This is a genomic window from Candidatus Planktophila sp., assembly GCF_046070465.1.
GTDB lineage: Bacteria > Actinomycetota > Actinomycetes > Nanopelagicales > Nanopelagicaceae > Planktophila.
In genome coordinates this window covers 1-24,656 of the sequence record NZ_JBJTMK010000063.1, presented here as the reverse complement: position 1 = coordinate 24,656, position 24,656 = coordinate 1, and the positions used below count along the sequence as shown (strand labels likewise).

Sequence of the window (24,656 nt, the reverse complement as noted above, 5' to 3'; positions counted from 1 at the left end):
GATGCGCTCGATCTCGAGGTCTATGTACACGCACCATTTTTGATCAATCTAGGATCTCCTACTGAAGATACTTATAAGAATTCACTCGCATCGACCGCCTATTCGTTAAAGCGAGGTCAGGAAATCGGAGCTCTCGGCGTTGTTGTTCACACCGGCTCTGCAGTCAAAGAAGAATTTGTAGATCAAGCGTGGAAGCAAATTAATAAGGGCATGATGCCTATCCTTGAAAAGCTCGGTGATGATGCACCGATGTTGTTGCTTGAACCAACAGCGGGCCAAGGTCAATCCCTCGTCAAGCGACTTGAAGATATAGATAAATATTTGAAGGCTCTTGAGTACCATCCAAAGGTAGGTATCTGTCTCGATACTTGTCATGTCTTTGCTGCAGGACACGACATTGCTAAAAAGGGTGGCATGAAAGAGACTCTCGATCTCTTAGTTGAGGTCGCTGGCATCGAGCGAATCCAATTGATTCACGCAAACGATTCAATGGATGTCTGTGGTGCGCTGAAAGATCGCCATCAAAATATCGGGCAGGGATTTATTGGTGAGGCTCCCTTTAAAGAGCTCCTGAAACATCCAGCAGTGGCTAACGCTCCCCTCATTCTTGAAACTCCAGGAATGGAGCCTGAGCACGGCGCTGAAATCGCACTCTTAAAGAAATTGCGCGGATGAGCCACGCTCACAGTCGACTCATCAAATTAGCTCCGTGGGCACTGCTTGCCGTTTCAGCTTCGTGGGGAATGGCATTTGTTGTGATGAAAGATCCCATCGCAAAGCAGAACGTCAATAGCTTCCTCTTTACTCGTTTCGCGTGTGCTGTTATTGCAATGATTGCCCTCAAACCAGCGGTTCTTAAGAAGATTACTCCGGAGATTCTCCGTAAAGGTTTATTGGCAGGGCTCTTTCTCGGTACTGGATATATCTTTCAAACACTGGGACTTGCAATTGCTGGTGCTGCAATCACAGGATTTATCACCGGGTTGTATGTGGTCTCCACTCCCCTGATTGCCTGGATTGTTCTGCGCCAGAAAATCGACCTCTACACCTGGGGTTGCGTCATCACCGCGACGACCGGTCTGGCCCTCCTTTCGCTTCATGGTTGGTCAGTTGGCTACGGAGAGCTCTTGGTTTTGGTCAGTGCGGTTGCATTCGGCGCCCACATTGTGGCTCTTGGACATTGGAGTAATGGACTCGATAGCTACGCAATGACCGTTGTGCAGCTGACGGGATGTGCAATTCTTACGGGTGTCCTCGCCTTTGCTGAAGGGTACGAACTCCCTGCAGGAAAATCCGGCTGGCCAGTTGTTATCTATACTGCGATTTTCTGTACCGCAATCGCATTTATGGTACAGACTTGGTCACAAGCCCATATCTCTTCGACAAAAGTTGCAGTAATTCTGACTATGGAAGTTGTCTTTGCAGCCCTCTTTGCAGTTCTCTTGGGAGGCGAGACAATTAGGGCTCAAGCTTTGCTAGGCGGCATTCTTGTTTTAGTTGCAATGTTCGCGATCGTAAAACCACGAGAGGTAGAGGTGGGCAATGGCAATTGATCTACGTTCTGACACAGTTACTCAACCATCTCACGGGATGCGTGAGGCAATTGCCTCTGCAAAGGTCGGCGACGATGTCTATGGTGACGATCCAACCGTCAACGCACTGGAAGCGCGCATTGCGGCAATGTTCGGAATGGAAGCCGGCCTCTTCTCCCCTACCGGTTCCCTTGCCAATCAACTTCTGATTCGCACACTTGTAAAGCCAGGAGAAGAACTCCTGACAGATGAACGTGCACATATCGTTCGAGCCGAACTAGGTGCTGGCGCTGTTTTCAGCGGCATTACAACTCGCACATGGAAGTCTGATCGCGGATTGCTCAATGCCGATGTACCTCTGGCACTTGCTCATGAAAATGCCGGCCCATATTTAGTCTCCACCACAGCTATTGCGGTAGAAAACACACACAACTTCGGCGGTGGAACCGTTCAACCAATCGACCAGATTGCAAAACTCTCCCGCGAAGCTCGTGCGCGTGGAATTTCGATGCACCTCGATGGAGCTCGTATCTGGAATGCACATGTAGCTACCGGTACTCCACTCGCTGAATTTGGAAAGCACTTCGACACTATTAGCGTCTGTCTCTCAAAGGGACTTGGTGCGCCTGTAGGGTCAGTCTCACTCGGAAGCAAGGAAACAATCGCTGAATGTCGCGTGTGGAGAAAACGGTACGGTGCAGGAATGCGACAGATTGGCCTGCTCGCAGCGGCAGCTGATTTTGCGCTCGACAACAACATCGCTCGCATGGCAGATGATCATGCACGCGCCAAGAAGATGGCGTTGGCACTTGCCGCGCATGATGCCACCCTTATTAATCCTGACCATGTTGAAACAAATATCGTTGGCTTGGATCTCTCTCAACTCGGCATCTCGGCCGCTGATTTTGCAGCGCGTTGTAAGGAAAATGGACTGTGGATCAGCGCCTTAGGAAAATCCTTTGCACGTCTTGTCACTCATCTTGATTTTGATGATGCTCAATGCGATGAAGCTATTGCGATTATGACAAAGGTGCTTGGTTAGAGCTCATAGCCTTCGTGCTTCAGTAACCACACCTTCTTATTTACTCCCCAGCCATAGGCGCCAATCGCACCACCTGACTTAATGATGCGGTGGCAAGGAATAATTACGGCAATCTTATTCTTGGCACATGCACTTCCCGCTGCACGTACTGCAGCTGGGCTTCCTGCGCGGTATGCCAAGTCAGCATACGACTCAGCAGTGCCAGCTTTGATTTTGCGCATGGAAGCCCATGCGGCTTGAGAGAAATCTCCACCTGGTTGCTTGACTGCAATTGAATTGATTGCCGTGAGGGCGCCATCAAAGTAATTTTCCAACGTGTCGGTAATGCCAGGAATTTTTGAACTCTTTCCGATCTTCTCTTCTAACTCTTTCTGAGATAGCGATGCGAGAAGGTCTTGGAAACCTGAGAGGTTGAGACCGAGAACTGTTGTGCCACGGCTGAGAATGTAGAGCTTTCCTATCGGAGACGACATCGTCGTCGATACGAGCTCATTCATTCTTTAGCGATCGCGCAACATCTCTGCAACGAGAAATGCAAGCTCGAGGGATTGTGAGTGGTTCAGGCGTGGGTCACACGCAGTCTCATAACGGGATTCAAGATCCTTCTCTGAGATCTGATTGCCGCCACCGAGACATTCGGTAACATCATCACCGGTGAGCTCGATATGGATTCCGCCAGGATGTGTCCCAAGCGCCTTATGAACCTCAAAGAAGCCGCGAACCTCATCGAGGACATCTTCGAATTGACGGGTCTTATAGCCATTGGAAGTCTCAAATGTATTGCCGTGCATCGGGTCGCAGACCCAGAGAACTTGTGCACCGTTCTTTGTCACGCCTTCCACAAGTGCTGGAAGAATCTCGCGAATCTTGCCTGCACCCATGCGAGTGATGAAGGTAAGTCGACCTGGCTCGCGATTGGGATCAAGCTTTTCAATCAAGGCGAGAGCATCTTCAACCGTTGTCTTTGGACCCAGTTTTACACCAATTGGATTGCGCACCTTTGATGCAAAATCAACGTGTGCGCCATCCATCTGCCGTGTGCGTTCACCGATCCAGATAAAGTGACCAGATACATCGTAAGGAAGTTCTGTGCGTGAATCGATACGTGTCAGTGCCTTCTCATATTCAATTATGAGCGCTTCATGACTTGCATAGAAATCAACAGCCTTGAATTCATTGGGATCAACGCCTGCTGATTCCATGAATGAGAGTGCGCGACCGATTTCATTTGCGACTTGTTCGTATTTCTCGCCGAATGTTGAGTCCTTAATAAATCCCTTGTTCCATTCGTGAACGCGACGGAGATCTGCAAATCCACCTTGGGTAAACGCACGTACCAAGTTGAGAGTTGCCGCAGAAGTGTTGTAAACCTTTACCAAACGTTGTGGATCCGGGGTGCGAGACTCTTCTGTGAACTCGAGTCCGTTGACGGCATCCCCACGGTATGCCGGAAGTGTGACGCCATTACGAGTCTCAGTGTCATTAGAACGTGGCTTCGCAAATTGACCAGCCATACGCCCTACTTTGATCACAGGAAGTGAAGACTGGTACTGCAACACGGCTGCCATTTGGAGGATTGTCTTGATGCGATTGCGGATTGAATCAGCAGTTGCGGATCCAAAAGTTTCTGCACAATCACCGCCTTGTAACCAAAACGCCTTACCTGCGGCAGCGTCTGCGATGCGTGCTTTGAGTTCATCGCATTCACCTGCGAAGACAAGCGGTGGCAGAGATTTGAGCTCTGCCACTGCCTTAGCTAATGGCTCACCTTGTGGACCGCCTGGCCAGTTGGGTTGTTGCGCAGCAACAGCCTTATCGTCAAAGAGCGAATCCAAAGAAGTCATGTCGTTAGCCTAAAGTCTCGTAGGGAATTGGTGCGGGGTAATTTCTATTCTTATCGGCTTAACCGAAGAATGAATAAACCTCTTCATAGCGAGATAGCGGAACTGTCTTCAAGACATCTGTAGCTGATGCCAATGGGACGTGAACGATATCTGTTCCGTGGAGAGCCATCATTGTTCCCCAGTCACCTTGGTGAGCCGCAGTGATTGCCTCAAGACCGAAACGTGATGAGAGAACACGGTCGAATGCTGTTGGTGTTCCACCGCGTTGGATATGACCAAGAACTGTGCAACGAGTCTCGTAACCGGTCTTCTTCTCAATCTCTTGAGCAAGCCATTCGCCGATTCCTGAAAGCTTGACGTGGCCAAAAGCATCGAGCTCTTGATCCTTGACCATCATGTCGCCATCCTGCGGGATTGCACCCTCAGCGATAACGATGATGGGTGCTGTGCCTGTCTCAAAACGTGACTTGACGTATTCGCAGACCTTTTCGACCGAAAACTTCTGCTCTGGAATCAAGATGCATGCAGCATCTCCTGCGATTCCTGAGTGAAGCGCGATCCAGCCAGCGTGGCGACCCATCACTTCAACAATCAATGGGCGGTGGTGTGACTCTGCAGTTGTGTGAAGGCGATCGATAGCCTCCATTGCAATATTGACTGAAGTATCAAAACCAAATGTGAAGTCTGTGTTGTTGAGGTCGTTATCGATCGTCTTTGGAACACCGATGACTTTGACGCCAAGAGCGTGGAGCTTTGTAGCCACGCCAAGAGTGTCTTCTCCGCCGATTGCGATAAGTGCATCCACGCCGTGTGCTTCAAGGTTAGCCTTGATTTTCTCAACGCCACCCTCAATTTTAAATGGGTTTGTGCGTGATGATCCGAGGATTGTTCCGCCCTTTGCAAGGATGGGCTTTACTGTTGCTAGATCCAAAGGCATTGTCAGTCCCTCGAGAGGCCCCTTCCAGCCATCACGAAAACCTACGAACTCGTAGCCGTAATCCTTGATTCCCTTTGTCACAACACCGCGGATGACACCGTTAAGACCTGGGCAATCTCCGCCACCTGTAAGAACACCAAAACGCATTTGAAACTCCAAATTGAAAGTGTGATTGGGCTTTGCAAAAGAAGCCCTGATGTCAACGTTGACCTGGGTCAAGTCTAGCGTGCCCGTGATTTACTGTCTCCATGCCACTGGCCCCAGAAATCAAAGCATTCCTCGAGAAGCAGGCGGCTGCTGGACTTCCTGCAGTGTGGGATGCGCCATTATCTGAGATTCGCGCAAATACCCAAGGGCGCATGGCGACATCTGGACCGGTCGAACCAGTGAGAGAAGTGATCAATCGCTTTATCCCTGGACCAACCGCCGATCTCCCTATTCGAATTTACCGACCGACAGATAATCCGGCGGCACCTGCAATAGTGCATTTCCATGGTGGCGGTTTTGTACTCAACTATCTTGATATGTATGACGCATCTATGTCACGTCTTGCAAATCAATCAGGGTTCACAATCATTGGAGTTCATTATCAAAAGGCGCCAGAACATCCTTTCCCAATTCCGTTCGATGATTGCTTTGCAACACTTCAATGGGTTATGGCACATAGTGACGAACTGAAGATTGATCGAGACTTTGTAGGTGTTGCAGGTGATAGCGCAGGTGCAACTCTCGCAAGTGCTGTTGCTCTCAAGGCACGCGACATAGGAATAACTCTCAAGTTTCAGCTTTTGATTTATCCATGCAACGGAAGAAAATTCACCACTGATTCATATGAAAATATGGCAACTGGTTACGGTCTCACGACTCAAGCCATGAAATGGTTCTGGGATCAATATCTTCAAGGCGATGCTCACAACGAGAATCCATATGCAGTACCTATGACCGCAAAAGATTTCACTGAGGTAGCGCCAGCAATCATCCTGACCGCAGAATTCGACCCTCTACTTAGCGATGGTGAGCAGTATGCGGCCCTCTTACATCGCGACCACGTACCTGTCTTGTACAAACAGTATGAAGGCATGATTCATGGATTCTTTACTAACCTGGCCGTAACGCCTACAGCACAGGAAGCGATCGATTTTGTCGCAGATGAGTTGAAAAAACTCCTAGCCTAATTTCACTATGGAGTAACGCGAATACCTTTTCCAACAACGACGATTCCTGATTGAGTGACAGTAAAGCGTTGGCGGTCTCTTTCGAGATCTACGCCAATTTGAGCACCAGGTTCGACAACAACACCCTTATCGATAATCGCTTTACGAATGACCGCACGGTCTCCAATCTTGACGTTAGGCATCAAGACAGAACTATCGACAAAAGCGCCGGTACCAACATGAACATCGTACGAGGCGACTGTACGGCTGACGTGTCCGCCGGCAATAATCGAACCAGCACCAACAATGGAGTCTTGCGCGATTCCATTTTCAGAGAACTTTGCAGGAGGCAATGAAGGTGGGTTGGTCAGTAGTGGCCAATCACGGTTATACAAATTAAAGATTGGATGGATTGAGACGAGGTCCATATGTGCGTCATAGTAGGCATCAATCGAACCTACGTCGCGCCAATAACCCTTATCGCGCTCAGTTGCACCTGGCACAACGTTGTGCTCGAAGTCGTACACCTTTGCCTGACCCGCTGCAGTGAGCATTGGAATGATGTTTCCGCCGATATCGTGGCGAGATTCAAGATCTTCAGAATCCAGGATGAGCGCTTCTTCCATTACATCGCGCTTGAAGATGTAGTTACCCATTGAAACCAATGCAAGATCTGGGTGACCTGGCATTGCAGGAGGATCAGCTGGCTTCTCGTGGAATTTCTTAATAGTGATGCCATCTTCAGCGAGTTCAATGACACCGAATTCATGTGCCTCTGAACGTGGCATACGAATTGCAGCGATTGTGACGCCTGCGCCAGTACTAAGGTGCTGGTCATACATCTGACTTGGATCCATGCGATAAACGTGATCTGCACCGAATACAACTACATGCTTTGGGTTTTCATCTTGAATCAAATTGAAATTCTGCAAAATTGCATCAGCCGAACCTGTATACCAACGCGGACCTAGGCGCTGCTGGGCAGGAACTGGAGTTACGTAATTTTCTAACAGCGTTGACATGCGCCAAGTGGTGGTGATGTGGCGGTCAAGCGAGTGTGACTTGTACTGGGTAAGAACTGCAATCTTGCGCATATCGGCATTCACAAGATTGGAGAGAACAAAATCGATGAGGCGGTATGAGCCACCAAATGGCACTGCTGGCTTTGCGCGATCTGCCGTAAGTGGCATCAATCTCTTACCCTCGCCACCTGCAAGGACGATTCCGAGTGGAGATTCAAAGCGCGCCATGGACAAAGGCTACAGAACTCCCTACTACAAAGCCATACCCGCGACTACTCTTTCTCTATGTCGAGCGCAGCTGATCAGACCCGAATTGGAATCATTACTAAGGAGTGGCCGCCTGCTGTATATGGCGGAGCCGGTGTCCATGTCGTCCAATTAACCGAAGCTCTTCGCAAACTCAATCACGTTGAGGTTGATGTCCACTGCTTTGGTGGTGCGCGCGAGGATGGTGCTTTTGGATATTCAACCCCAGCAGAATTTGTCGATGCCAATCCGGCCCTTCAGGCTATTGCAACGGATTTGGCTATCGCTAATAATCTCGGCAACGTTGATGTCATTCATTCACATACTTGGTATGCAAATATGGCTGGCCATACAGCGTCATTGCTCTATGGAACTCCGCATATCGTTAGCGCACATTCGCTCGAGCCACTTCGCCCATGGAAAGCAGATCAACTCGGCGGTGGATATCAAATCTCTTCCTGGGCAGAGAAGACGGCTTATGAAGCAGCTGCTGCCATCATCGCAGTCAGCGATGGAATGCGTGCCGATGTTCTGAAGGCATATCCCAATGTTGATCCTGCAAAGGTTGTCACGATTCGCAATGGTGTTGATACATCACGATTTACACCAAATTCCGATAACTCCGTTTTGAAGGAATTTGGAATCACTGGACGTTATGCGATGTTTGTTGGTCGCATTACTCGCCAGAAAGGATTGGCCCATTTACTGCGTGCCTGGCGCGATGTTCCAGCAGAATATGGACTTGTCCTCGCAGCAGGCAGCCCTGATGAACCCGGAATTGGCGCAGAAGTAGCTGACCTCATTGCTGAACTGCAAAAAACTCGCAGCAACGTCTGGTGGATCAAGGAGATGCTCCCCCACGATAAATTAACTGCAGCACTCACCTATGCAGACCTCTTCCTCTGTCCATCGATTTACGAACCGTTGGGAATCGTCAATCTTGAAGCAATGGGGTGTGAAACAGCGGTCTTGGCTTCTCGTGTGGGAGGCATTCCTGAAGTTGTCAGCGACGGCAAGACTGGCGAGCTCGTTAATTTCACCGAAAACGACATACCTCGATTTGAATCTGAAATCTCGGCTGCGATTACCCGCTTAATGGGAAATCCAGATCTTCTCGTTCAATATGGAAAAGCTGGACGTCAGCGCGCGATGAATGAATTTGGGTGGGATGCAGTCGCGGCAACTACACTCGCTCTCTATCGCTCGGTTATCAATAACCGCTAACTACAGCACAGCATTGGAGCCACAATGTCGCGTCGCGGCTTAGGTCTATTTCTCTTGGTTGGATTCCTATGGGGTGTTCCATATCTTTTTATCAAAGTTGCTGTCGATCCTGAGAATGGCTTCTCCCCTGCAACTGTTGTCTGCCTGAGAACCGCAATCGGTGCGGCAATTTTGATTCCTTGGTCGATACATCAGAAATCATTGGGAGCCGCACTTCGTGGAATCAAATATGTAATTCCATATGCAATCCTCGAAATGATTGGCCCTTGGATTCTCATCGGTACTGCCGAACAGAAAATCTCATCCGGTCTTGCCGGTTTGCTGATTGCATCAGTACCTATCTGGGCAACTATCTTCGCCTCTCTCAAAGGCGATAAGACTGTGTGGCATCACAAGCGCCTTCTCGGAATTGTTATTGGTTTTATTGGATTGATTGCAGTTGTTGGAATCGAGAGCATCAAGGGCAGCGTCGATCCACTGGCAATCGGAATGGTTCTCCTTGCTGCAGTGGGATATTCATACGCGGTCATGATGGTGCAAGGAAAGCTGCCAGGAGTATCGGGAGTAGCGATTAATGCAGTGGCAATGGCAATCACCGCTCTCTTCTATCTACCTTTTACTGTGGCTCAATGGCCAGACCACCACATTTCTTCCCAAGCTATCTCGGCAATTATCGGTCTAGGTGTTCTCTCAACAGGCTTGGCATTTGCAATCTTCTTTACTCTGACCTCAATTATTGATGTTGCCCGTGCCTCTCTTGTGACTTACCTGAATACTGCCTGTGCCGTAGTTCTTGGCGTCATTATCTTGGGTGAGCCACTTACAATTGGCATCGTTCTTGGACTGCCGCTCGTTCTAGTCGGCTCTTATTTTGCAAGTCGAAAGAGTGAGGCAACTGCCAATGTTTAGTGCAATCTTCTTAGGAATTATTCAAGGTCTTACTGAGTTCTTGCCAATTTCATCAAATGCTCACTTGGCAATCATTGGCAAGTTAATGGATTCAGCGAGAGATCCTGGAGCAACCTTTACTGCGATTACTCAGATCGGAACCGAGCTCGCAGTCTTGATTTATTTCCGCAAAGATATCTTCTCAATCATCAAAGCTTGGCTTAAGTCGCTCAAGCGCAGCTCACATCTGACGCATCACGAAAGCAGTGATGCACGCCTTGCTTGGCTCATTGCAGTGGGTACTTTACCCATCGTTATCTTGGGCTATCTTGGGCAGAGCTACATCGAAAACGAACTTCGCTCACTGTGGATCATTGCAACAACGCTTATCGTCTTCGGATTCCTCTTGGGATTCTTGGATTACATGGGGCGCAATGAGCGCACTCTCGATCAACTGACTCCCGGCCACGGAATTCTCTATGGCCTCGCACAATCCCTTGCGCTGATTCCAGGCGTATCTCGCTCAGGTGCAACTATCGCAATGGGGCGAATCCTTGGATATCGTCGCGAATCTGCGCTGCGTTACTCGTTCTTACTCGCTCTTCCTGCAGTCTTTGGTAGCGGGCTTTATGAATTAAAGAAAGCAATCGACGAACCTGGCATTCGCGTCTTCACAATGTCGCAGACAATCACGGCGACCTTAGTCGCCTTCATTGTGGGATATGCCGTCATTGCATGGTTGATGCGTTACATCTCAACAAAATCATTTACGCCATTTGTGATTTATAGAATCGTGTTAGGTACTGCACTATTAATTGCGCTTGGTACTGGCGCAATCTCTGCTTAAGAGTGCTTCTTATCTGAAAATCCAAGGCGCTCCAATAACTTGGGATCGCGCTGCCACTCTTTAGAAACCTTAACGTGTAGCCCAAGGAAAATTCGCGCACCCAGCTCGCGCTCAATATCTTTACGTGCGCGCGTTCCAATATCTTTGAGGCGTTGCCCTTGGTGGCCCAAGATGATGCCGGTTTGTGAATCGCGCTCTACGTGGATGGAAGCATGAATGTCATAGAACGGACGTGTTCCATTGGGCTCACGCTCAGACATCTCATCGATAGTCACCATAATCGAGTGCGGAAGTTCTTGCAGGGCATCACGCATGGCTGCTTCACGAATGAGTTCGCAGATCAATTGTTCGGTGCCCTGGTCGCTCTTCTGGTCTTCTGGGTAGAAGGCAGGACCTACGGGAAGGTTATCGCCGATGATTTTCTCTAATAATTCGATTTGGTCATGAATCACAGCTGAAACCGGAATGATTTCATCCCAGGTAAATCCAACAGCAAGATCGCTGATTGTCATCAAACGATCTGCAAGGCTCTTCTTGTTGACGGTATCAGTCTTGGTGACAAGAGCAAACTTCTTTGCACGTGGGTGCTTTGCAATTTCTGCTGCAATAAATTGATCGCCAGCACCGGTTGCTTCATTTGCTGGAAGACACATCATGATGACATCGACAGAATCAAGGCTCTCGTTAACAACAGCATTGAGTCGGTGACCCAGCAAGGTGCGCGGCTTATGAACACCAGGTGTATCCACGAGAACCGCTTGAAATTCTGGGTTATTGATAATTCCACGAATTGCATGCCGTGTTGTATTGGGATGATGCGATGTAATCGCAATCTTGCTGCCGACAAGGGCGTTAATGAGAGTGGATTTTCCTGTATTAGGGCGGCCAACAATGGCAACAAAGCCCGAACGGAATTCACTCATACCTCTATTCTCTCATTACTTCACCCCTTTTCTAGACCAGGGAAGTCATCAGCTCATATGCATCGGCAACCGACGTGACGAGTTCTGCGCTCCTTTCGCCAATTAATCGATGACATCCTTCAGAAGTCGGCGCAGTAATCGGACCAGGAATTGCCATAACAGGACGCAGGAGTTCTGAAGCATCTCGTGCAGTGCGTAAAGATCCACTTCTAAATGCAGCTTCAACTACTAAAGTCCCTTTCGAGAGCGCTGCAATCAATCGGTTGCGAACCAAGAAGCGATGCGGGCGGGCTATTGCACCTGGTAGGTATTCGGTAATGATGGCGCCATTTTCAATAATCTCGTCGAAAAGTCTTTGGTTGCCTGCCGGATAGGTACTGTCCAACCCTGATGCAGTTACTGCAATTGTCGCACCTTCAGCTATGAGGGCGCCCTTGTGAGCGGCAGAATCAATTCCGTAGGCGCCCCCACTAATGATCGCCCACTCGCGATCGACAAAACCGGTAGCGAACTCTTGTGCATTTTTGACTCCGTAAGGAGTTGGATTTCGTGTACCCACAATCGCCAAAGATTGCTGTTGCAGTACAGAAAGATCCCCCTTAACGATAATTACTACAGGTGGAACTGCTAAGTCATTGAGATGAGCTGGCCACTGAGGATCCTCTGGCATAAGAAGTACTCCCCCGCAGGCCGAAATTGCATTGTACGTTTCACGAATATTTACTCTCTCGCTCTCTGGAATACCAGCAACTACTTCTTCAACTCCACGTTCTTCAATCTCGCGTGCGACTCGAGGTGTGCCAGGTTCGTAATGCGCAGCAATTATTAAACGCATATCCATAATCTCCATCAGTACTCTCCTCCATCACGAAGTAGGAATGCTCTTTGAACGTCATCGAGCGTTGGCTTTGAGTGTCCGGCTAAATCTGCAAGTGTCCACGAAAGACGCACGACTTTATGAAGCCCTCTGGCCGTGATGTTCTCTTTATCCAATTCATCATGGAGGAAATTCATCGCGCTGCGATCTGGTGAATATGTTGTACGTAAAGACCGTGCAGGGATTTGAGAATTTAAAGTCCAGGATTCATCTTTGAACCTTTGAGCAGCTCGACCTCGCGCACCAACAACCCGATTGCGAATCTCGGCCGAAGACTCACCGAGCTCTGTGGATGCAAGTTCCACGCGACCTACTGGATCCACTGTGACCCGAATATCTATGCGATCCATCAATGGCCCAGATAACTTGCCGAGATACCGTCGCACTTGCAGCGATGAACAAGTACATCCGCGACCTTTTCCTGAAAACTTTCCGCATGGACATGGATTGGCAGCAAGTACTAAGAGAAACTGGGCAGGGAAAGTCACATTTCCTATCTGACGAGCAATCGTGATATTTCCTGATTCCAAAGGCTGACGCAATGAATCCAATATTCCAGATGCACATTCAGGTGCTTCATCTATAAAGAGCACGCCTCGGTGTCCCAGTGAAATTGCGCCCGGAGAGATTGAACGGCCGCCTCCCCCAACTATTGATGCCCGAGTAGCGCTATGGTGCGGAGAGATAATTGGTGCTACACGAGACATGGGGGATCTCTTTGTCAGCCCACCTGCAATCGAGTGGATTGCCGTTACCTCTAATGCTTCTTCAACAGTCAAGGGAGGAAGTATCGATGGAATACGCGATGCGATCATCGTCTTTCCGGCACCAGGTGGACCAATCAACAGTAGGTGATGCCCGCCCGTTGCAGCGACCTCTGCAGCAAATCGAGCACGTGACTGTCCGGCGACATCAGAGAAGTCGAGATTCTCATCCACGTTTTCAATTTCTAAATCAAGAGGTTCGTTCAATGGATATTCACCATGAAGTGCCCATCGAAAAATCTCTGAGATATGTTCGAAAGAGAGAATCTCCATATTCTCCATCAGTTCTGCCTCGCGCAAATTTGAATGAGGAACTATTGCGCGCGTAAGCCCTGATTTATAAGCGGCGATCAGCGATGGCAGGACTCCACGTACAGAACGAATCGCGCCATCAAGCGATAACTCACCGAGAATTATTGCTCCATCAAATGGCGCTTGCGGCAGTACTCCATCAGCTGCGAGCAGTGCTAATGCAATTGCAACATCGAACCCTGGACCGCTCTTCGGTAACCATGCAGGCGATAGCGAGACTGTAACTTTCTTATTGGGCCACTTCTGCCCGGTATTTGATAACGCAGCTCGCACGCGATCGCGAGATTCCTGCAGAGATGTATCGGGCAATCCAAGAAGTGAATACATGGGTATTCCATCGGCAATATCACATTCAATATCTATTACTGTTCCTAATAACCCTTGAAGGGCGACTGCCTGAGTGCGGCCAATAGTCATAGAACACCTGCTCGGAATTCGAGACTATGAGTACCATCAGGATTAATGAGTACTGATGCAATATCAATTGAGTATTCACACCCGAAGCAATCATGAGTGACCAACCACCCCATCGCCAGTCGTTGCATGCGCAAGAGCTTTACTTGCGATATTGATTCAAATGGATGGCCGAATGCCAACGAACTTCTCGTCTTGACCTCGATAAAGTGAAAAGTTCCGAACTTATCTAGGGAGATAAGGTCAATTTCGCCTTCGCGTACCCTCCAATTGCGATCTACAATTTCATCGCCTTGCTGCAATCGAAAGTCTGCAACTCGCGATTCGCCAAATGAGCCTAAAGCTAGATTTCTACTCTTTTTAAGAACCATCCGCGAAAAATAGAGTTTCGCGCTGCCTTCAAGCGAGAGTAAAGCCGTGCCTGTGGATTACAGAAGCGCTGCAATATTGGAGAAAGACTTACGGTGAATAGGCAGAACACCACGTTCTTGAATCGCTGCCGTGTGAGCTGCTGTGATGTAACCCTTATGTCCGGCAAACCCATAGCCGGGGTAGAGCGCATCCATCTCACGCATGATTCGATCACGAGTCACTTTGGCGATAATGGAAGCTGCGCCAATTGAAATGGTGACTTGATCGCCCTTCCAAACTGCAAGGTTAGGTACAGCCAAACCCTCGATTGCGTATCCATCGGTCAATACATATGCAGGTGTAATCGACAATCCATTTACTGCGCGACGCATTCCGCCGAGGTTTGCCGCATGAACACCGCGAAGATCTATCTCTTCCGGTGACACTTCAATCACACTGACCGCTGCTGCATTTTCCATTACGACATCGAAGAGCACTTCACGCTTCTTCTCTGAAATTTCTTTTGAATCACGAATTTCTCTCCATGTATCGGCGAAAGGATCATCGAGAATGACTGAAGCAATAATCAGCGGGCCAGCGCACGGTCCTCGACCAGCTTCGTCAACACCTGCAACTGGTGAGATTCCGACATCACGCAACATCTCTTCGATGCGTTGTGGCGAAGCAGACATGTGCCGAAGAAATTATTTTGTTGCGAGAGGATCGTGTGATGCTACAAAGCCAAAGTTCTTCAATGGCCAGATGATTCCAAAGACTCGCCCGGTTACCTTTGAAAGCGGGACCATGCCATTGTTGACGTCATCTTGGTGATAGCGAGAATCTGCTGATGCACCGCGGTGGTCACCCATGACCCAAATTTTTCCTTCAGGCACAGTGATATTGAAATTCATCTCTGATGGTTTATTGCCAGCAAAGATGTAAGGCTCATTAGTTGCCTTACCGTTGATGGTGAGGCCGCCCTTTGCATCACAACAGACAACCTTGTCGCCTGCTACGCCGATAACGCGTTTTACCAAATATTGCTTTGCTGGATTAGGAAGAACGCCCGTAAAGACAAGTGCTTCCTTTGCCGTTGCAATGATCTTGTTTCCACTTACTTCTTCAACAGGAGTTGGCAACCAATTTGCAGGATCGCGGAATACAACAACATCGCCGCGCTTTACTGACTTTGCGATGAATGGAAGTTTATTAACTGCAACGCGATCATCGATTTGAAGTGTGTTCTGCATTGACCCTGAAGGAATGAAGAAGAACTGCACCAAGAAGGTCTTGATAACAAGCGAGACAGCGAGCGCGACTACGACAAGTAAAGGGAACTCGCGAAAGAACGAGCCCTTACGAGGCAGGAACTTAGAAATTTTTACTCAGCTGGAGTTTCAGTTGCTTCAGCAACTGGCGCTTCCACTGCAACTTCTTCAACCGCTACTGGAGTCTCAGCGACGATCTCTGGCTCGGCCGCAACGACAACCGGTGCAGCCTCAGGGGTAGAGAGAATTCCATCGCCGTAACCAACAATGCCATCACGCTTTTCGCGGATCTTTGCAGCCTTACCGCGAAGGTCGCGGAGGTAGTAAAGCTTTGCACGACGCACATCGCCCTTCTGGACGAGTTCAATCTTTTCGATCACTGGTGTGTGTACTGGGAATGTACGCTCAACGCCCACACCGTAAGAGACCTTACGGATTGTGAATGTCTCGCGAACGCCATCACCTTGGCGACGGATTACAACACCCTGAAAGACCTGAAGACGTGACTTGTTACCTTCGATAACACGGACGTGAATCTTGAGCTCATCGCCTGCGCGGAACTGTGGGATGTCCTTGCGGAGGGATGCTGCGTCTACGACGTCGAGAATGTTCATGATCGGATCCTTTGAGTTACCTTTTAATGAGTACGGATTGCCGTACAGACTGCGTATCTTGCCACAGGTGAGCCTCAAGGCGAAAATCGAGGCCTAGGGCTACTTCGAACTACAGACCCAGAAAGAGCTCGAGTTCAGGGAAGAGGGTCGGTCCCGCAGCCAGAGTCATCATGTAGGGCGCCTGGCCATAAAGCCCAAAGCGAGCCCCTGCCTCCGTGGCGATGAGCCCAGCTGCCGCCCAATCCCACTCTTTGAGGCCATGTTCGTAATAGGCATCAAGCCGCCCCATCGCCACATGGCAGAGGTCCACCGCCGCTGCCCCATAGCGGCGAATATCGCGCACGATAGGAAGCGCCTTTGAAACGAGGGTAATCTGACGATCGCGATGGGCGACGTCATATTGAAATCCTGTACCGATAAGGGCGCGGTCAAGGGCAATAGGATCGTTGCAGTGAATCTGGCGGCCATTGAAGAAAGCTCCTTCCCCGCGAACTGCCCACCACGTTGAATTAATCGATGGCGCTGTCACCACACCAATTAATTGCCCTTGTTCATCTTTTGCCGCGATTGAGACATTCCACCCAGGAAGGTCGTAGAGATAATTAACGGTTCCATCTAAAGGATCAATGACCCAGGTAATTCCAGATGTACTCTCTCGCGCAGCGCCTTCTTCGCCGATTAACCCATCATGCGGACGGGCAGCGAGAATTTCTTGAACGATAAACGCCTCGACCTTAATATCCATTTGAGTCACAACATCAATTGCCGTGCTCTTCGTTGCAACCTGAAGGTCTGCGGGACGATCCATCAACAGTGCTGCAGCTTCGCGCCCGATTCGTTGGGCGAGGAAGAGAAGTTCTGCTGTGTTGTGACCGCTCATAGCCGAGATTCTACGCCCCTCATCAGTTATTCTCACCCCCATGAGTGAGCTCCGTTTACATGGCAAGAACAATGAAGGCACCCATCTCACATTGGTTGATAACGATGGCACCGAATTTTCTCTTCGTATTAGCGACACTCTCCGTGCAACAGTCAATCAACCACGTTTAAGCGCGGTTCCCTCAGAAGATGCTGATCAAACAATCAGCGTGAAAGAAATTCAGCGTCGCCTACGTGCAGGTGATGCTCCTGAGGTCATCGCACGTGAAGGCAACACAACTGTCGACAAGGTTGCACGCTTTTCTGGGCCGATCTTGCAAGAGCGCGAATACATTCTTTCTCAGGCACGTTCTGCTTCACTGCGTAAAGATTCAACTCGACTAGATATTTCATTTCTTGAAGCAGTCATCAACAAGCTCGTACCCCGCGGTGTTGATGCAGATGAGCTCTCTTGGAATACCTGGCGTCTTCCTGATGCAACATGGCATATCGAGTTGCACTTTCCCAACCGCGATGGCAACGGAATCGCTACCTGGAACTTTGACACTTCACGCCGCACCATCAATCCAACGGACGACAATGGTGCATGGCTGATCGGCGAAGAAGCGCCTGCTCGCGTTATCGAGCCAGGTTTTATCACTGCCGAACCCACTCACCCTTCACGAGTCGAGCCAGTTGCACCAGTCGAACTTCCTGGTGCAAGTTCACTCTTCTCCCCTGTTGTAGTTGAAGAAGAAAAACCTGAGACTCCACGTCTTGTTGCTATTCGCGATACTCCCTCTGCAGCTGATTCAGAGGATGGCGTTGTAGCCCGCGCAAAGATTCCTTCCTGGGATGAAATCATGTTTGGGTCAAAGGCTCCTGTTGCCGATGCACCTGAGACGCAAGAAGATTACGACAACAATTAGTCCCACAGAGCAACTAGAGAATCGTTGCTAACTTCTTTGCCATTTCAAGATAGAGCGGAATTCCCACAAGTAAGTTAAAGGGAAAAGTAATTCCAATACTTGCGAAGAGCGCAAGCGAACCATTTGCTGTCGGCAATCCCAATGAAACAGCTGCTGGTGCAGCAATGTACGAAGCACTGGCGGCAAGGATTCCAAGAATCGCAGCTCCCCCAACTGATAGTCCCGCAAGAGTTCCGGCTAAGACACCGAGCGCTCCCGCGACAATCGGAAATACAATGCTAAAAATTGCAATAGCTACACCGGCAGTTTTCAACTGACCCAACTGGCCTCCAGCGATAAAGCCGAGGTGAAGTAAGAAGAGCGTGAGGGCGCCGGATTGAAGATCGATAAAGAATGGTGTGACTTTTGCATATCCAATTTCTGAGGTGAAATACCCTACGAATAGTCCGCCTACGAGCAAGATGATTGTCTTTCCGGTGAGAGTCTCAATCAGTGTTTCTCTCCACTTCACACTCTCCTTTAATCCTCGAGACCCAAGATAGATTCCAACCACAATCCCTGGAATTTCCATCAGCGTCAGGAGCGCGGTTGCATAAGGTTCTACAGATATTGCGCGATTTTCTAAAAAGAGAAGTCCTGCCGTAAAAGTCACCAGCGAAGTGGATCCGTAGTGCGCCGCAAAAGCGCCTCGATCTGCGCTACTTAAGCTTGTGACGAGACGAAGTGAGAAAAATGCGATGGCTGGGACCACAGAGCCGATAATGAGAACGGCAAGTGCGGGAGATATGAAGTCTGTGAAGGCAATGGATTTAAGTGAGTGTCCGCCTTTGAGGCCAATTCCAAAGAGCAGAAAAATCGAGATTGCCTGATAGACCGGTTCGGGCAAGCGCGCATCGCTACGAAAGAGCGCCGCTACGACACCTAAGGTGAATACAAGCACCGGAACTGAGAGCAGATTATTGATGAGCAGTGATTGTGAAGACATAAGACCCCCTCGGATTTTGGGTGAATATACCAGAAATCTATTTCAGGTATCAAATTTCTGGTATATTAACTACATGGCCCAAAATCAAAATCTTGAAGGCAGCTGGACCTTTCTCTCTAACCATGGTCACGTACTCGTGCACCTCAGTCGCCATCCCGAATCTAAGATTCGAGAGATTGCTGATGCGGTCGGAATTACCGAAAGGCGCGCTCAATCTATTTTGGCCGAACTTGAAGAAGCTGGCTATGTGCTCATTACGCGCGAAGGGCGCAGGAACAAATACACCGTGAATTCAAAGAAGAAATTCCGACATCCCGCTGAGGCAAACAGGCCTATCAGCGAACTCCTTTCAATCTTCAGTTAGGAATATCGGTGGATTCCATCAAATCGCATCCATACTGTGGAAAGCGAGCACTCCTGACCAGTAAGCATCAGAAGCTCAAGCTCTTTCAAGAGACATTCATGGATCACCTCAACCTCACCCTGGATGAACTTCCACTTGATACAGACATCCTTGGCACTTTCTCGGGGGAAATAGAACGCACAGCCACTCCGCTTCACACTGCAATCAAGAAAGCTGAGCTTGGTCTTGATGCCACCGGTTTGACTTTAGGCATGGCATCAGAGGGATCCATTGGTTCTGATCCTCACATTCCATGGATTCAATGCGACTATGAGCTCGCTGTTTTTCTCGATCGTGAGCGCGAGCTAGTTATTTCCGAGAGCTATAAGTCGAATGAGATAGTTGCTGCGACCATTACAGCCAGAAGGGGAGATGACCTCTCTTCGTTCCTGGAGAAAGCTGACTTTCCACACCATGGCCTCATTGTGAGAACTTTCTCACGCGAGCAGTCTCAATTCCGCAAAGGCATCCACGACATTTCGACGTTGAGAGAAGCGATCGAATCATTGGCTGAATTATCACCCACTCATCAAGTTGTCATTGAATCTGATTTCAGAGCAATGCACTCCCCTAGCCGACAGAGAAATATCTCAGCTGCAGCTTCGCGACTGGCTTTAAGAATTGCAGCACAGTGCCCGCAATGCACCACACCAGGGTGGGGCATAATCGATTATCTCAAAGGCGTTGAGTGCCGTGAATGCGGTGATGTGAATCCCGATGCAATCTCAGTAGAAATATTAGGTTGCTACCGGTGCGACTTTACAGCGCCTGGAAATGTAATTCGCACAGTCCTGGAAGCAGCTCAATGCACCTTCTGCAATCCTTAATAATTTTTATTGAGTTGAAGTCAGTAACGGCACTGTTGACTCTGTAGCGCTATCGCCACCGTGGTGACCCACCATTGCACTTTCCTTCTCTGCGCGCTCCGGGTCTAGTAAAACCAAGTTTCTTTGGGCAATCGCAATGACATCACCTATGCGCTCTGACGCATCCAGCGATACATCGCGACCGAAGATTCCCGCTCCAATTGCGCTCTCGCGAGTAAACATTGTGACCTTTTCGCCGAGCGTTTCTTTCCAGCGAGCTATCAAATCTTCCCGAGGTGATAAATCCGCATCTTGTGGAAGATAAAGGTGACGTGCACGTGGCTCGCCAGCGATTGTGGCAATTCCTTCCAGAAGATTGTTATCTAAGCCCATCACAATCTTCTCATCAACATTGATCATGCCGTGATCGGCTGTAATCCAGAGGCGAGTGCCCTTCGGTAGCTTCTCAAGTAGTTGAGCAACCATCGCATCAATGCTGGATAGTGCGGCGAGCCATTTATCAGAACCCACTCCATCAGAGTGCCCTGCAGAATCAAGATCGTTGACGTAGAGATAGACAAATGCGGGAGAATTGTGAAGCGCGCTCACCGTCTCGGCTACTAAATCACTTGTGATGTTGGCACCGCGATACTGCGCTCCGCGAAATACTGCACGCGTAAAGCCAGTATCTTCGTAACGCTTTGCAGCAACATGGGTAACGGTTACGCCCGCTGCGGCAGCGCGCTGAAAGAGCGTTGGAATGGGCTGCCAGATTTCAGGATCTACTCGTTCATCCCACTTCAATGAATTGAGTACCCGCCCACTGCTTCGTGGAACGCGAACTGTATAGCCCATCATTCCGTGAGCACCAGGCATGGCACCCGTGGTCAGTGTTGCAAGACTTGTCGAAGTGGTGGAAGGGAATGAAGTCTGGACAAGATGTGATTGCACCATCGAAGACATTGCGGGTGCGTGCTCCGAATACTGTGCAAGTAAATCAGCGCCGAAGCCATCGATAAGAAAGAGGAGTTCGCGACCGGTAGGACTTTCGCCACAGCCGGCAAAATCCTGGGTATCTGCAACGCGCAACCCAGCCATGATGGAAGGCATGATTTGCGATAGGTGCACGGAGTCAATCATCCCACGAGTATTGTTCTGCTCATGTCACAGTTACATTTCCACACATCTCCAGAGGTAGCCGAAGCACTCAAGAGCGGCAAGCCAATCGTTGCCCTTGAATCCACGATCATCAGCCACGGATTGCCTCGACCATCTAATTTAACTGTTGCTCGTGAAGTTGAAGAGATTGTCCGCTCACGGGGAGCAGTACCTGCAACTATCGCAATCCTCGATGGTGTCGTGCACATCGGTCTCACAGATGATCAACTCGTTGATATCGCAAACCGCGATGACATCGCAAAAGCCTCTAGCCGTGACCTCGCAATCATTGCTGCATCAGGAAAGTCTGCTGCCACAACTGTTGCAGCAACTGCGCACCTGGCAGTCCTTGCAGGCATCCATGTCTTTGCAACTGGCGGCTTGGGTGGAGTCCACCGTGGCGCCAATGAAACTTTCGATGAGTCAGCAGACCTGACCGCACTGTCACAATTGGATATCACTATCGTCTGTGCCGGTGTGAAATCAATTCTCGATGTTGCTGCGACTCTTGAACGTCTCGAAACCTTGGCAATCGGTGTCGTTGGATTTAAAACGACCCACTTCCCTGGTTTTTATCTCACTGACTCTGGTTTTACGATTGAGCACCAGGTAGATAGCGCAGAAGAAATTGCAGCTGTCATTGCTCAGCGCGTTGCCCTGAAGACCAATAACGGACTCGTTGTAGCAAATCCAGTTGAGAAAGAGATGGATCGCACTCGCCACGATGCGATTCTCAAGAGCGGACTTGAAGGTGCCGAGAAAGCTGGCATTCACGGTAAGTACGTCACACCATTCTTGCTAGAGCATTTTCACACTGCCTCTGAGGGAGAATCCCTTAAGGTCAACATCGACATTATTAAATCAAACTCAGCACTTGCTGCTGATATCGCTGTCGCGTCAAAGAAGTAATCTCCTATGACTGCGCGCGTGCTCTGCATTGGTGATGTGATGCTCGATGTCATCACCAAGATTGCGGTCATGCCCGACAAGATTAATTACGGCAGTGATACCCCTTCAAAAATCTCTACTCACGGCGGCGGAGCTGCAGGAAATGTCGCTTCGTGGCTTACCCGCACCGATGCACGCGCAACGATCGTGGGGCACGTTGGTGATGATGCTGCAGGCTCTGCCCTGATGAGCGAATTCGATGCGCTAGGTGTCCGTCACAACAATTTGATGGTCGATAAAGGTTCTTCCGGTGTTGTTGTTGTCTTAGTTGATCCCACCGGTGAGCGCACCATGTTTCCCGATAACGGCGCAAACTCTGGGCTTCGTATCGGCGACTTGCCTGAGCTCGATGAATATAACGCTGTCTATCTTTCGGGCTACTCACCCCTGGATCCACTCTCACGACCGGGTGTAATGGAGATGATCACAAAAATTAAAGCGGCAGGACTTCTGCTCTACTTTGATCCCGCATCTGTCGGTGGCATGATGGAAGTTCCACTGGAGGAAGTGAAGTCTTGGATTCGATTGATGGATGTTCTCTTGCTCAATGAGGAAGAGGCTATTTATCTCACTGGTGAAACCAATCCAGAGAAGGCGCTCGAGCTTCTGCTCGATGAGTGCGAAACTGTTGTCATTAAGCGAGGCTCGCAAGGGGCTATCGGTAAGACACGTGGATCTATACTCGTTTCAGTTCCTGCGCTCTCTGCCGATGTTGTCGACACCACAGGTGCCGGAGATTCATTTGCTGCCGGTTTTATCGCTCACTACGCGACGACAAAGAATATGCAACATGGGCTAAAGGCCGGGGCAAAGGTTGCTGCCCGATGTGTTGCAATCGTAGGCGCCCGCCCGCGTGTAGGTACCGTCATTTAGCCAATTCCCAAGGCAGAATACGCGCCATGGCAACTAAGAAAGCCGCGGCGACAAAGACCGCAAAGGGCAAGGCTGTAGGCCCTAAGCCGGGAGAATTCCCAGGCAAAATTGTTGATATCGATGTTTCGTCAGAGATGTCTGAGTCATTCCTTGAATATGCGTACTCGGTTATTTATTCACGCGCGCTTCCTGATGCCCGCGATGGATTAAAGCCGGTCCACCGTCGCATCCTTCACCAGATGGCTGATATGGGTCTTCGCCCAGATCGCGGCCACGTGAAATCTGCTCGTGTGGTCGGTGAAGTAATGGGTAAGTTGCACCCACACGGCGATAGCGCAATTTATGACGCACTTGTTCGTATGGCTCAATCATTCTCAATGCAGCTTCCTTTGATCGATGGCCACGGAAACTTTGGTTCACTAGATGCAGGACCTGCTGCGATGCGCTACACAGAGGCACGCCTTGCAGCAGCTGCAATGACAATGGTCGCAGAATCAGATGAGAACACCGTGGACTTCGGACCCAACTATGACGGACAGCTCCAAGAGCCACTCGTTCTTCCAGCTGCTTTCCCCAACCTTCTCGTTAATGGTTCATCAGGCATCGCTGTCGGTATGGCGACAAATATGGCTCCCCACAACTTGGGTGAAGTCATTGCTGCGACCAAGTTCTTGATCGACAACCCAAAGGCAACTCTGAATCAATTGATGAAGCATGTGCCAGGCCCAGATTTCCCAACCGGCGGCGAGCTTGTGGGTGCTGAAGGAATTCGTGAAGCCTATGCAACAGGTAAGGGATCATTTAAAGTCCGAGCCACTGTTGAAATCAGCAAGGTGACTTCTCGCAAGATGGGAATCGTCATCAAGGAGCTTCCATTTAATATCGGCCCTGAAAAAGTTGTCGAACGTATTGCAGATCTGGCAAAGGCGAAGAAGATTCAAGGAATCTCGGACATAGTCGACCTTACCGATGGCCAGACAGGCACTAACGTTGTAATCGAGCTGAAGAATGGTTTCGAGCCAGAGGCGGTTCTTGAGCAGTTGTACAAGCTCACTCCTATGGAAGATGGCTTTGCAATCAACGCAGTGGCACTCGTGAAGGGTCGCCCACAGACACTTGGCCTTAAGGAACTCCTTCAGGTCTTTATTGATCACCGCATTGAGGTTGTGCGTCGTCGCTCTGAATTCCGTAAGGCAAAGGCAGAGGATCGACTCTCATTGGTGGATGGTCTGCTCAAAGCAATTATCGATATCGATAAGGTCATCAAAATTATTCGTGGTTCAGATGATGCATCTGCAGCTAAGGAAGCCCTCATCAAGGGCTTTAAACTCAATGAAGAGCAGGCTACTTACATTCTCGATATGCCACTTCGCCGTCTGACCAAGATGAGCAAGCTCGAGCTTGAGACAGAATCTAAGGAACTCAAGGCGGCAATCG

27 protein-coding genes are annotated in these 24,656 nt (G+C 49.5%); 13 read left to right on the top strand and 14 right to left on the bottom strand.

The genetic code is table 11. The features are described 5' to 3' along the window. From ACKOVI_RS03110 to ACKOVI_RS03100, 3 genes are all read left to right on the top strand, one after another. A partial coding sequence (locus tag ACKOVI_RS03110; RefSeq protein ID WP_509602567.1) for a deoxyribonuclease IV occupies positions 1-675 on the top strand: 675 nt, incomplete at its 5' end. Continuing rightward, entirely contained in the window at positions 672-1,553 is an 882-nt protein-coding gene (locus ACKOVI_RS03105; protein WP_509602566.1) for a DMT family transporter, read from the top strand. The genes ACKOVI_RS03110 and ACKOVI_RS03105, both read left to right, overlap by 4 nt. Beyond that, positions 1,543-2,574, top strand: coding sequence for a threonine aldolase family protein (locus tag ACKOVI_RS03100; protein ID WP_509602565.1), 1,032 nt, complete (start codon positions 1,543-1,545; stop codon positions 2,572-2,574). Before ACKOVI_RS03105 ends, ACKOVI_RS03100 begins: the two co-directional genes overlap by 11 nt. Here the strand turns inward: ACKOVI_RS03100 and ACKOVI_RS03095 are convergent. The 3 genes from ACKOVI_RS03095 to ACKOVI_RS03085 are packed head-to-tail and all read right to left on the bottom strand — an operon-like array spanning position 2,571 to position 5,502. Next, positions 2,571-3,071 carry a methylated-DNA--[protein]-cysteine S-methyltransferase gene (locus ACKOVI_RS03095; protein WP_509602564.1) on the bottom strand — a complete coding sequence of 167 codons (501 nt, stop codon included), beginning with the start codon at positions 3,069-3,071 and terminating at the stop codon, positions 2,571-2,573. The two genes, ACKOVI_RS03100 and ACKOVI_RS03095, sit on opposite strands and share 4 nt — an antisense overlap. A 3-nt stretch (positions 3,072-3,074) precedes the next feature. Then, positions 3,075-4,418 carry a class II 3-deoxy-7-phosphoheptulonate synthase gene (locus tag ACKOVI_RS03090; RefSeq protein ID WP_509602563.1) on the bottom strand — a complete coding sequence of 448 codons (1,344 nt, stop codon included), beginning with the start codon at positions 4,416-4,418 and terminating at the stop codon, positions 3,075-3,077. A gap of 58 nt (positions 4,419-4,476) precedes the next feature. Next, positions 4,477-5,502 (bottom strand): 6-phosphofructokinase, encoded by a 1,026-nt coding sequence (locus tag ACKOVI_RS03085; protein WP_509602562.1) that lies wholly within the window; start codon positions 5,500-5,502, stop codon positions 4,477-4,479. Between the two features lie 101 nt (positions 5,503-5,603). Between ACKOVI_RS03085 and ACKOVI_RS03080 the strand changes: the two genes are divergently transcribed. After that, entirely contained in the window at positions 5,604-6,530 is a 927-nt protein-coding gene (locus ACKOVI_RS03080; RefSeq protein ID WP_509602561.1) for an alpha/beta hydrolase, read from the top strand. A gap of 5 nt (positions 6,531-6,535) precedes the next feature. Here ACKOVI_RS03080 and glgC read toward each other — a convergent pair whose 3' ends face one another. Further along, a complete protein-coding gene (gene glgC / locus ACKOVI_RS03075) occupies positions 6,536-7,759 on the bottom strand; it encodes a glucose-1-phosphate adenylyltransferase (RefSeq protein ID WP_509602560.1) in 1,224 nt (407 codons plus the stop codon). Positions 7,760-7,816: 57 nt separating this feature from the next. On the opposite strand from glgC, the gene glgA reads away from it, so the two are divergent. Genes glgA through ACKOVI_RS03060 form a run of 3 tightly spaced genes read left to right on the top strand, consistent with a single transcriptional unit; the run spans position 7,817 to position 10,736 of the window. Then, a complete protein-coding gene (gene glgA / locus ACKOVI_RS03070; RefSeq protein ID WP_509602559.1) occupies positions 7,817-9,001 on the top strand; it encodes a glycogen synthase in 1,185 nt (394 codons plus the stop codon). 24 nt (positions 9,002-9,025) lie between these two features. Beyond that, a complete protein-coding gene (locus tag ACKOVI_RS03065) occupies positions 9,026-9,910 on the top strand; it encodes a DMT family transporter (protein WP_509602557.1) in 885 nt (294 codons plus the stop codon). Then, positions 9,903-10,736, top strand: coding sequence for an undecaprenyl-diphosphate phosphatase (locus ACKOVI_RS03060; protein WP_509602556.1), 834 nt, complete (start codon positions 9,903-9,905; stop codon positions 10,734-10,736). Before ACKOVI_RS03065 ends, ACKOVI_RS03060 begins: the two co-directional genes overlap by 8 nt. On the opposite strand, the gene era is transcribed toward ACKOVI_RS03060, so the two are convergent. The 8 genes from era to ACKOVI_RS03020 all read right to left on the bottom strand — a co-directional run bounded on the left by era (position 10,733) and on the right by ACKOVI_RS03020 (position 17,139). Further along, positions 10,733-11,659, bottom strand: a complete 927-nt coding sequence (gene era / locus ACKOVI_RS03055; RefSeq protein WP_509602555.1) for a GTPase Era — start codon at positions 11,657-11,659, stop codon at positions 10,733-10,735. The genes ACKOVI_RS03060 and era overlap by 4 nt on opposite strands. A gap of 31 nt (positions 11,660-11,690) precedes the next feature. Beyond that, positions 11,691-12,509, bottom strand: coding sequence for a DNA-processing protein DprA (dprA, locus tag ACKOVI_RS03050; protein ID WP_509602553.1), 819 nt, complete (start codon positions 12,507-12,509; stop codon positions 11,691-11,693). Continuing rightward, positions 12,509-14,029, bottom strand: a complete 1,521-nt coding sequence (locus tag ACKOVI_RS03045; protein ID WP_509602552.1) for a YifB family Mg chelatase-like AAA ATPase — start codon at positions 14,027-14,029, stop codon at positions 12,509-12,511. Before ACKOVI_RS03045 ends, dprA begins: the two co-directional genes overlap by 1 nt. Then, positions 14,026-14,397 carry a YraN family protein gene (locus ACKOVI_RS03040; protein ID WP_509602551.1) on the bottom strand — a complete coding sequence of 124 codons (372 nt, stop codon included), beginning with the start codon at positions 14,395-14,397 and terminating at the stop codon, positions 14,026-14,028. The genes ACKOVI_RS03045 and ACKOVI_RS03040 overlap by 4 nt, the downstream gene beginning before the upstream one ends. A gap of 57 nt (positions 14,398-14,454) precedes the next feature. Continuing rightward, complete coding sequence (gene rnhB / locus ACKOVI_RS03035) at positions 14,455-15,069, bottom strand: ribonuclease HII (protein WP_509602550.1); 615 nt, start codon at positions 15,067-15,069, stop codon at positions 14,455-14,457. Positions 15,070-15,081: 12 nt separating this feature from the next. Next, on the bottom strand, positions 15,082-15,744 hold the full coding sequence (lepB, locus tag ACKOVI_RS03030; protein ID WP_509602568.1) for a signal peptidase I: 663 nt from the start codon (positions 15,742-15,744) through the stop codon (positions 15,082-15,084). Positions 15,745-15,758: 14 nt separating this feature from the next. Next, on the bottom strand, positions 15,759-16,259 hold the full coding sequence (gene rplS / locus ACKOVI_RS03025; RefSeq protein WP_509602549.1) for a 50S ribosomal protein L19: 501 nt from the start codon (positions 16,257-16,259) through the stop codon (positions 15,759-15,761). Between the two features lie 109 nt (positions 16,260-16,368). Further along, the gene (locus ACKOVI_RS03020; protein WP_509602548.1) at positions 16,369-17,139 is read right to left on the bottom strand and encodes an inositol monophosphatase family protein; all 771 of its coding nucleotides are present in this window, start codon (positions 17,137-17,139) and stop codon (positions 16,369-16,371) included. A 40-nt stretch (positions 17,140-17,179) separates the two neighbouring features. Between ACKOVI_RS03020 and sepH the strand changes: the two genes are divergently transcribed. Further along, positions 17,180-18,046, top strand: coding sequence for a septation protein SepH (gene sepH / locus ACKOVI_RS03015; RefSeq protein WP_509602547.1), 867 nt, complete (start codon positions 17,180-17,182; stop codon positions 18,044-18,046). Between the two features lie 13 nt (positions 18,047-18,059). On the opposite strand, the gene ACKOVI_RS03010 is transcribed toward sepH, so the two are convergent. Then, on the bottom strand, positions 18,060-19,031 hold the full coding sequence (locus ACKOVI_RS03010) for a sodium-dependent bicarbonate transport family permease (RefSeq protein WP_509602546.1): 972 nt from the start codon (positions 19,029-19,031) through the stop codon (positions 18,060-18,062). A gap of 73 nt (positions 19,032-19,104) precedes the next feature. On the opposite strand from ACKOVI_RS03010, the gene ACKOVI_RS03005 reads away from it, so the two are divergent. Further along, positions 19,105-19,395, top strand: a complete 291-nt coding sequence (locus tag ACKOVI_RS03005) for a helix-turn-helix transcriptional regulator (protein WP_509602545.1) — start codon at positions 19,105-19,107, stop codon at positions 19,393-19,395. An 8-nt stretch (positions 19,396-19,403) separates the two neighbouring features. Continuing rightward, on the top strand, positions 19,404-20,261 hold the full coding sequence (locus ACKOVI_RS03000) for a DUF6671 family protein (protein ID WP_509602544.1): 858 nt from the start codon (positions 19,404-19,406) through the stop codon (positions 20,259-20,261). A 6-nt stretch (positions 20,262-20,267) separates the two neighbouring features. Here ACKOVI_RS03000 and ACKOVI_RS02995 read toward each other — a convergent pair whose 3' ends face one another. Further along, positions 20,268-21,380: an alkaline phosphatase family protein gene (locus ACKOVI_RS02995; protein WP_509602543.1), complete on the bottom strand. Its 1,113-nt coding sequence runs from the start codon at positions 21,378-21,380 to the stop codon at positions 20,268-20,270. Between the two features lie 21 nt (positions 21,381-21,401). On the opposite strand from ACKOVI_RS02995, the gene ACKOVI_RS02990 reads away from it, so the two are divergent. The 3 genes from ACKOVI_RS02990 to ACKOVI_RS02980 form a co-directional block, all read left to right on the top strand. Then, positions 21,402-22,307, top strand: coding sequence for a pseudouridine-5'-phosphate glycosidase (locus ACKOVI_RS02990; protein ID WP_509602541.1), 906 nt, complete (start codon positions 21,402-21,404; stop codon positions 22,305-22,307). 6 nt (positions 22,308-22,313) lie between these two features. Next, positions 22,314-23,219 carry a carbohydrate kinase family protein gene (locus ACKOVI_RS02985; protein WP_509602540.1) on the top strand — a complete coding sequence of 302 codons (906 nt, stop codon included), beginning with the start codon at positions 22,314-22,316 and terminating at the stop codon, positions 23,217-23,219. Between the two features lie 26 nt (positions 23,220-23,245). Next, a partial coding sequence (locus ACKOVI_RS02980) for a DNA gyrase/topoisomerase IV subunit A (RefSeq protein ID WP_509602539.1) occupies positions 23,246-24,656 on the top strand: 1,411 nt, incomplete at its 3' end.

Bases quoted from the DNA above. Each gene is read 5' to 3' on its own strand.
- ACKOVI_RS03105 (WP_509602566.1), top strand. From the start codon at position 672: ATGAGCCACGCTCACAGTCGACTCATCAAATTAGCTCCGTGGGCACTG.
- ACKOVI_RS03100 (WP_509602565.1), top strand. From the start codon at position 1,543: ATGGCAATTGATCTACGTTCTGACACAGTTACTCAACCATCTCACGGG.
- ACKOVI_RS03095 (WP_509602564.1), bottom strand. From the start codon at position 3,071: ATGAATGAGCTCGTATCGACGACGATGTCGTCTCCGATAGGAAAGCTC.
- ACKOVI_RS03090 (WP_509602563.1), bottom strand. From the start codon at position 4,418: ATGACTTCTTTGGATTCGCTCTTTGACGATAAGGCTGTTGCTGCGCAA.
- ACKOVI_RS03085 (WP_509602562.1), bottom strand. From the start codon at position 5,502: ATGCGTTTTGGTGTTCTTACAGGTGGCGGAGATTGCCCAGGTCTTAAC.
- ACKOVI_RS03080 (WP_509602561.1), top strand. From the start codon at position 5,604: ATGCCACTGGCCCCAGAAATCAAAGCATTCCTCGAGAAGCAGGCGGCT.
- glgC (WP_509602560.1), bottom strand. From the start codon at position 7,759: ATGGCGCGCTTTGAATCTCCACTCGGAATCGTCCTTGCAGGTGGCGAG.
- glgA (WP_509602559.1), top strand. From the start codon at position 7,817: ATGTCGAGCGCAGCTGATCAGACCCGAATTGGAATCATTACTAAGGAG.
- ACKOVI_RS03065 (WP_509602557.1), top strand. From the start codon at position 9,026: ATGTCGCGTCGCGGCTTAGGTCTATTTCTCTTGGTTGGATTCCTATGG.
- ACKOVI_RS03060 (WP_509602556.1), top strand. From the start codon at position 9,903: ATGTTTAGTGCAATCTTCTTAGGAATTATTCAAGGTCTTACTGAGTTC.
- era (WP_509602555.1), bottom strand. From the start codon at position 11,659: ATGAGTGAATTCCGTTCGGGCTTTGTTGCCATTGTTGGCCGCCCTAAT.
- dprA (WP_509602553.1), bottom strand. From the start codon at position 12,509: ATGGAGATTATGGATATGCGTTTAATAATTGCTGCGCATTACGAACCT.
- ACKOVI_RS03045 (WP_509602552.1), bottom strand. From the start codon at position 14,029: ATGACTATTGGCCGCACTCAGGCAGTCGCCCTTCAAGGGTTATTAGGA.
- ACKOVI_RS03040 (WP_509602551.1), bottom strand. From the start codon at position 14,397: ATGGTTCTTAAAAAGAGTAGAAATCTAGCTTTAGGCTCATTTGGCGAA.
- rnhB (WP_509602550.1), bottom strand. From the start codon at position 15,069: ATGTCTGCTTCGCCACAACGCATCGAAGAGATGTTGCGTGATGTCGGA.
- rplS (WP_509602549.1), bottom strand. From the start codon at position 16,259: ATGAACATTCTCGACGTCGTAGACGCAGCATCCCTCCGCAAGGACATC.
- ACKOVI_RS03020 (WP_509602548.1), bottom strand. From the start codon at position 17,139: ATGAGCGGTCACAACACAGCAGAACTTCTCTTCCTCGCCCAACGAATC.
- sepH (WP_509602547.1), top strand. From the start codon at position 17,180: ATGAGTGAGCTCCGTTTACATGGCAAGAACAATGAAGGCACCCATCTC.
- ACKOVI_RS03010 (WP_509602546.1), bottom strand. From the start codon at position 19,031: ATGTCTTCACAATCACTGCTCATCAATAATCTGCTCTCAGTTCCGGTG.
- ACKOVI_RS03005 (WP_509602545.1), top strand. From the start codon at position 19,105: ATGGCCCAAAATCAAAATCTTGAAGGCAGCTGGACCTTTCTCTCTAAC.
- ACKOVI_RS02995 (WP_509602543.1), bottom strand. From the start codon at position 21,380: ATGATTGACTCCGTGCACCTATCGCAAATCATGCCTTCCATCATGGCT.
- ACKOVI_RS02990 (WP_509602541.1), top strand. From the start codon at position 21,402: ATGTCACAGTTACATTTCCACACATCTCCAGAGGTAGCCGAAGCACTC.
- ACKOVI_RS02985 (WP_509602540.1), top strand. From the start codon at position 22,314: ATGACTGCGCGCGTGCTCTGCATTGGTGATGTGATGCTCGATGTCATC.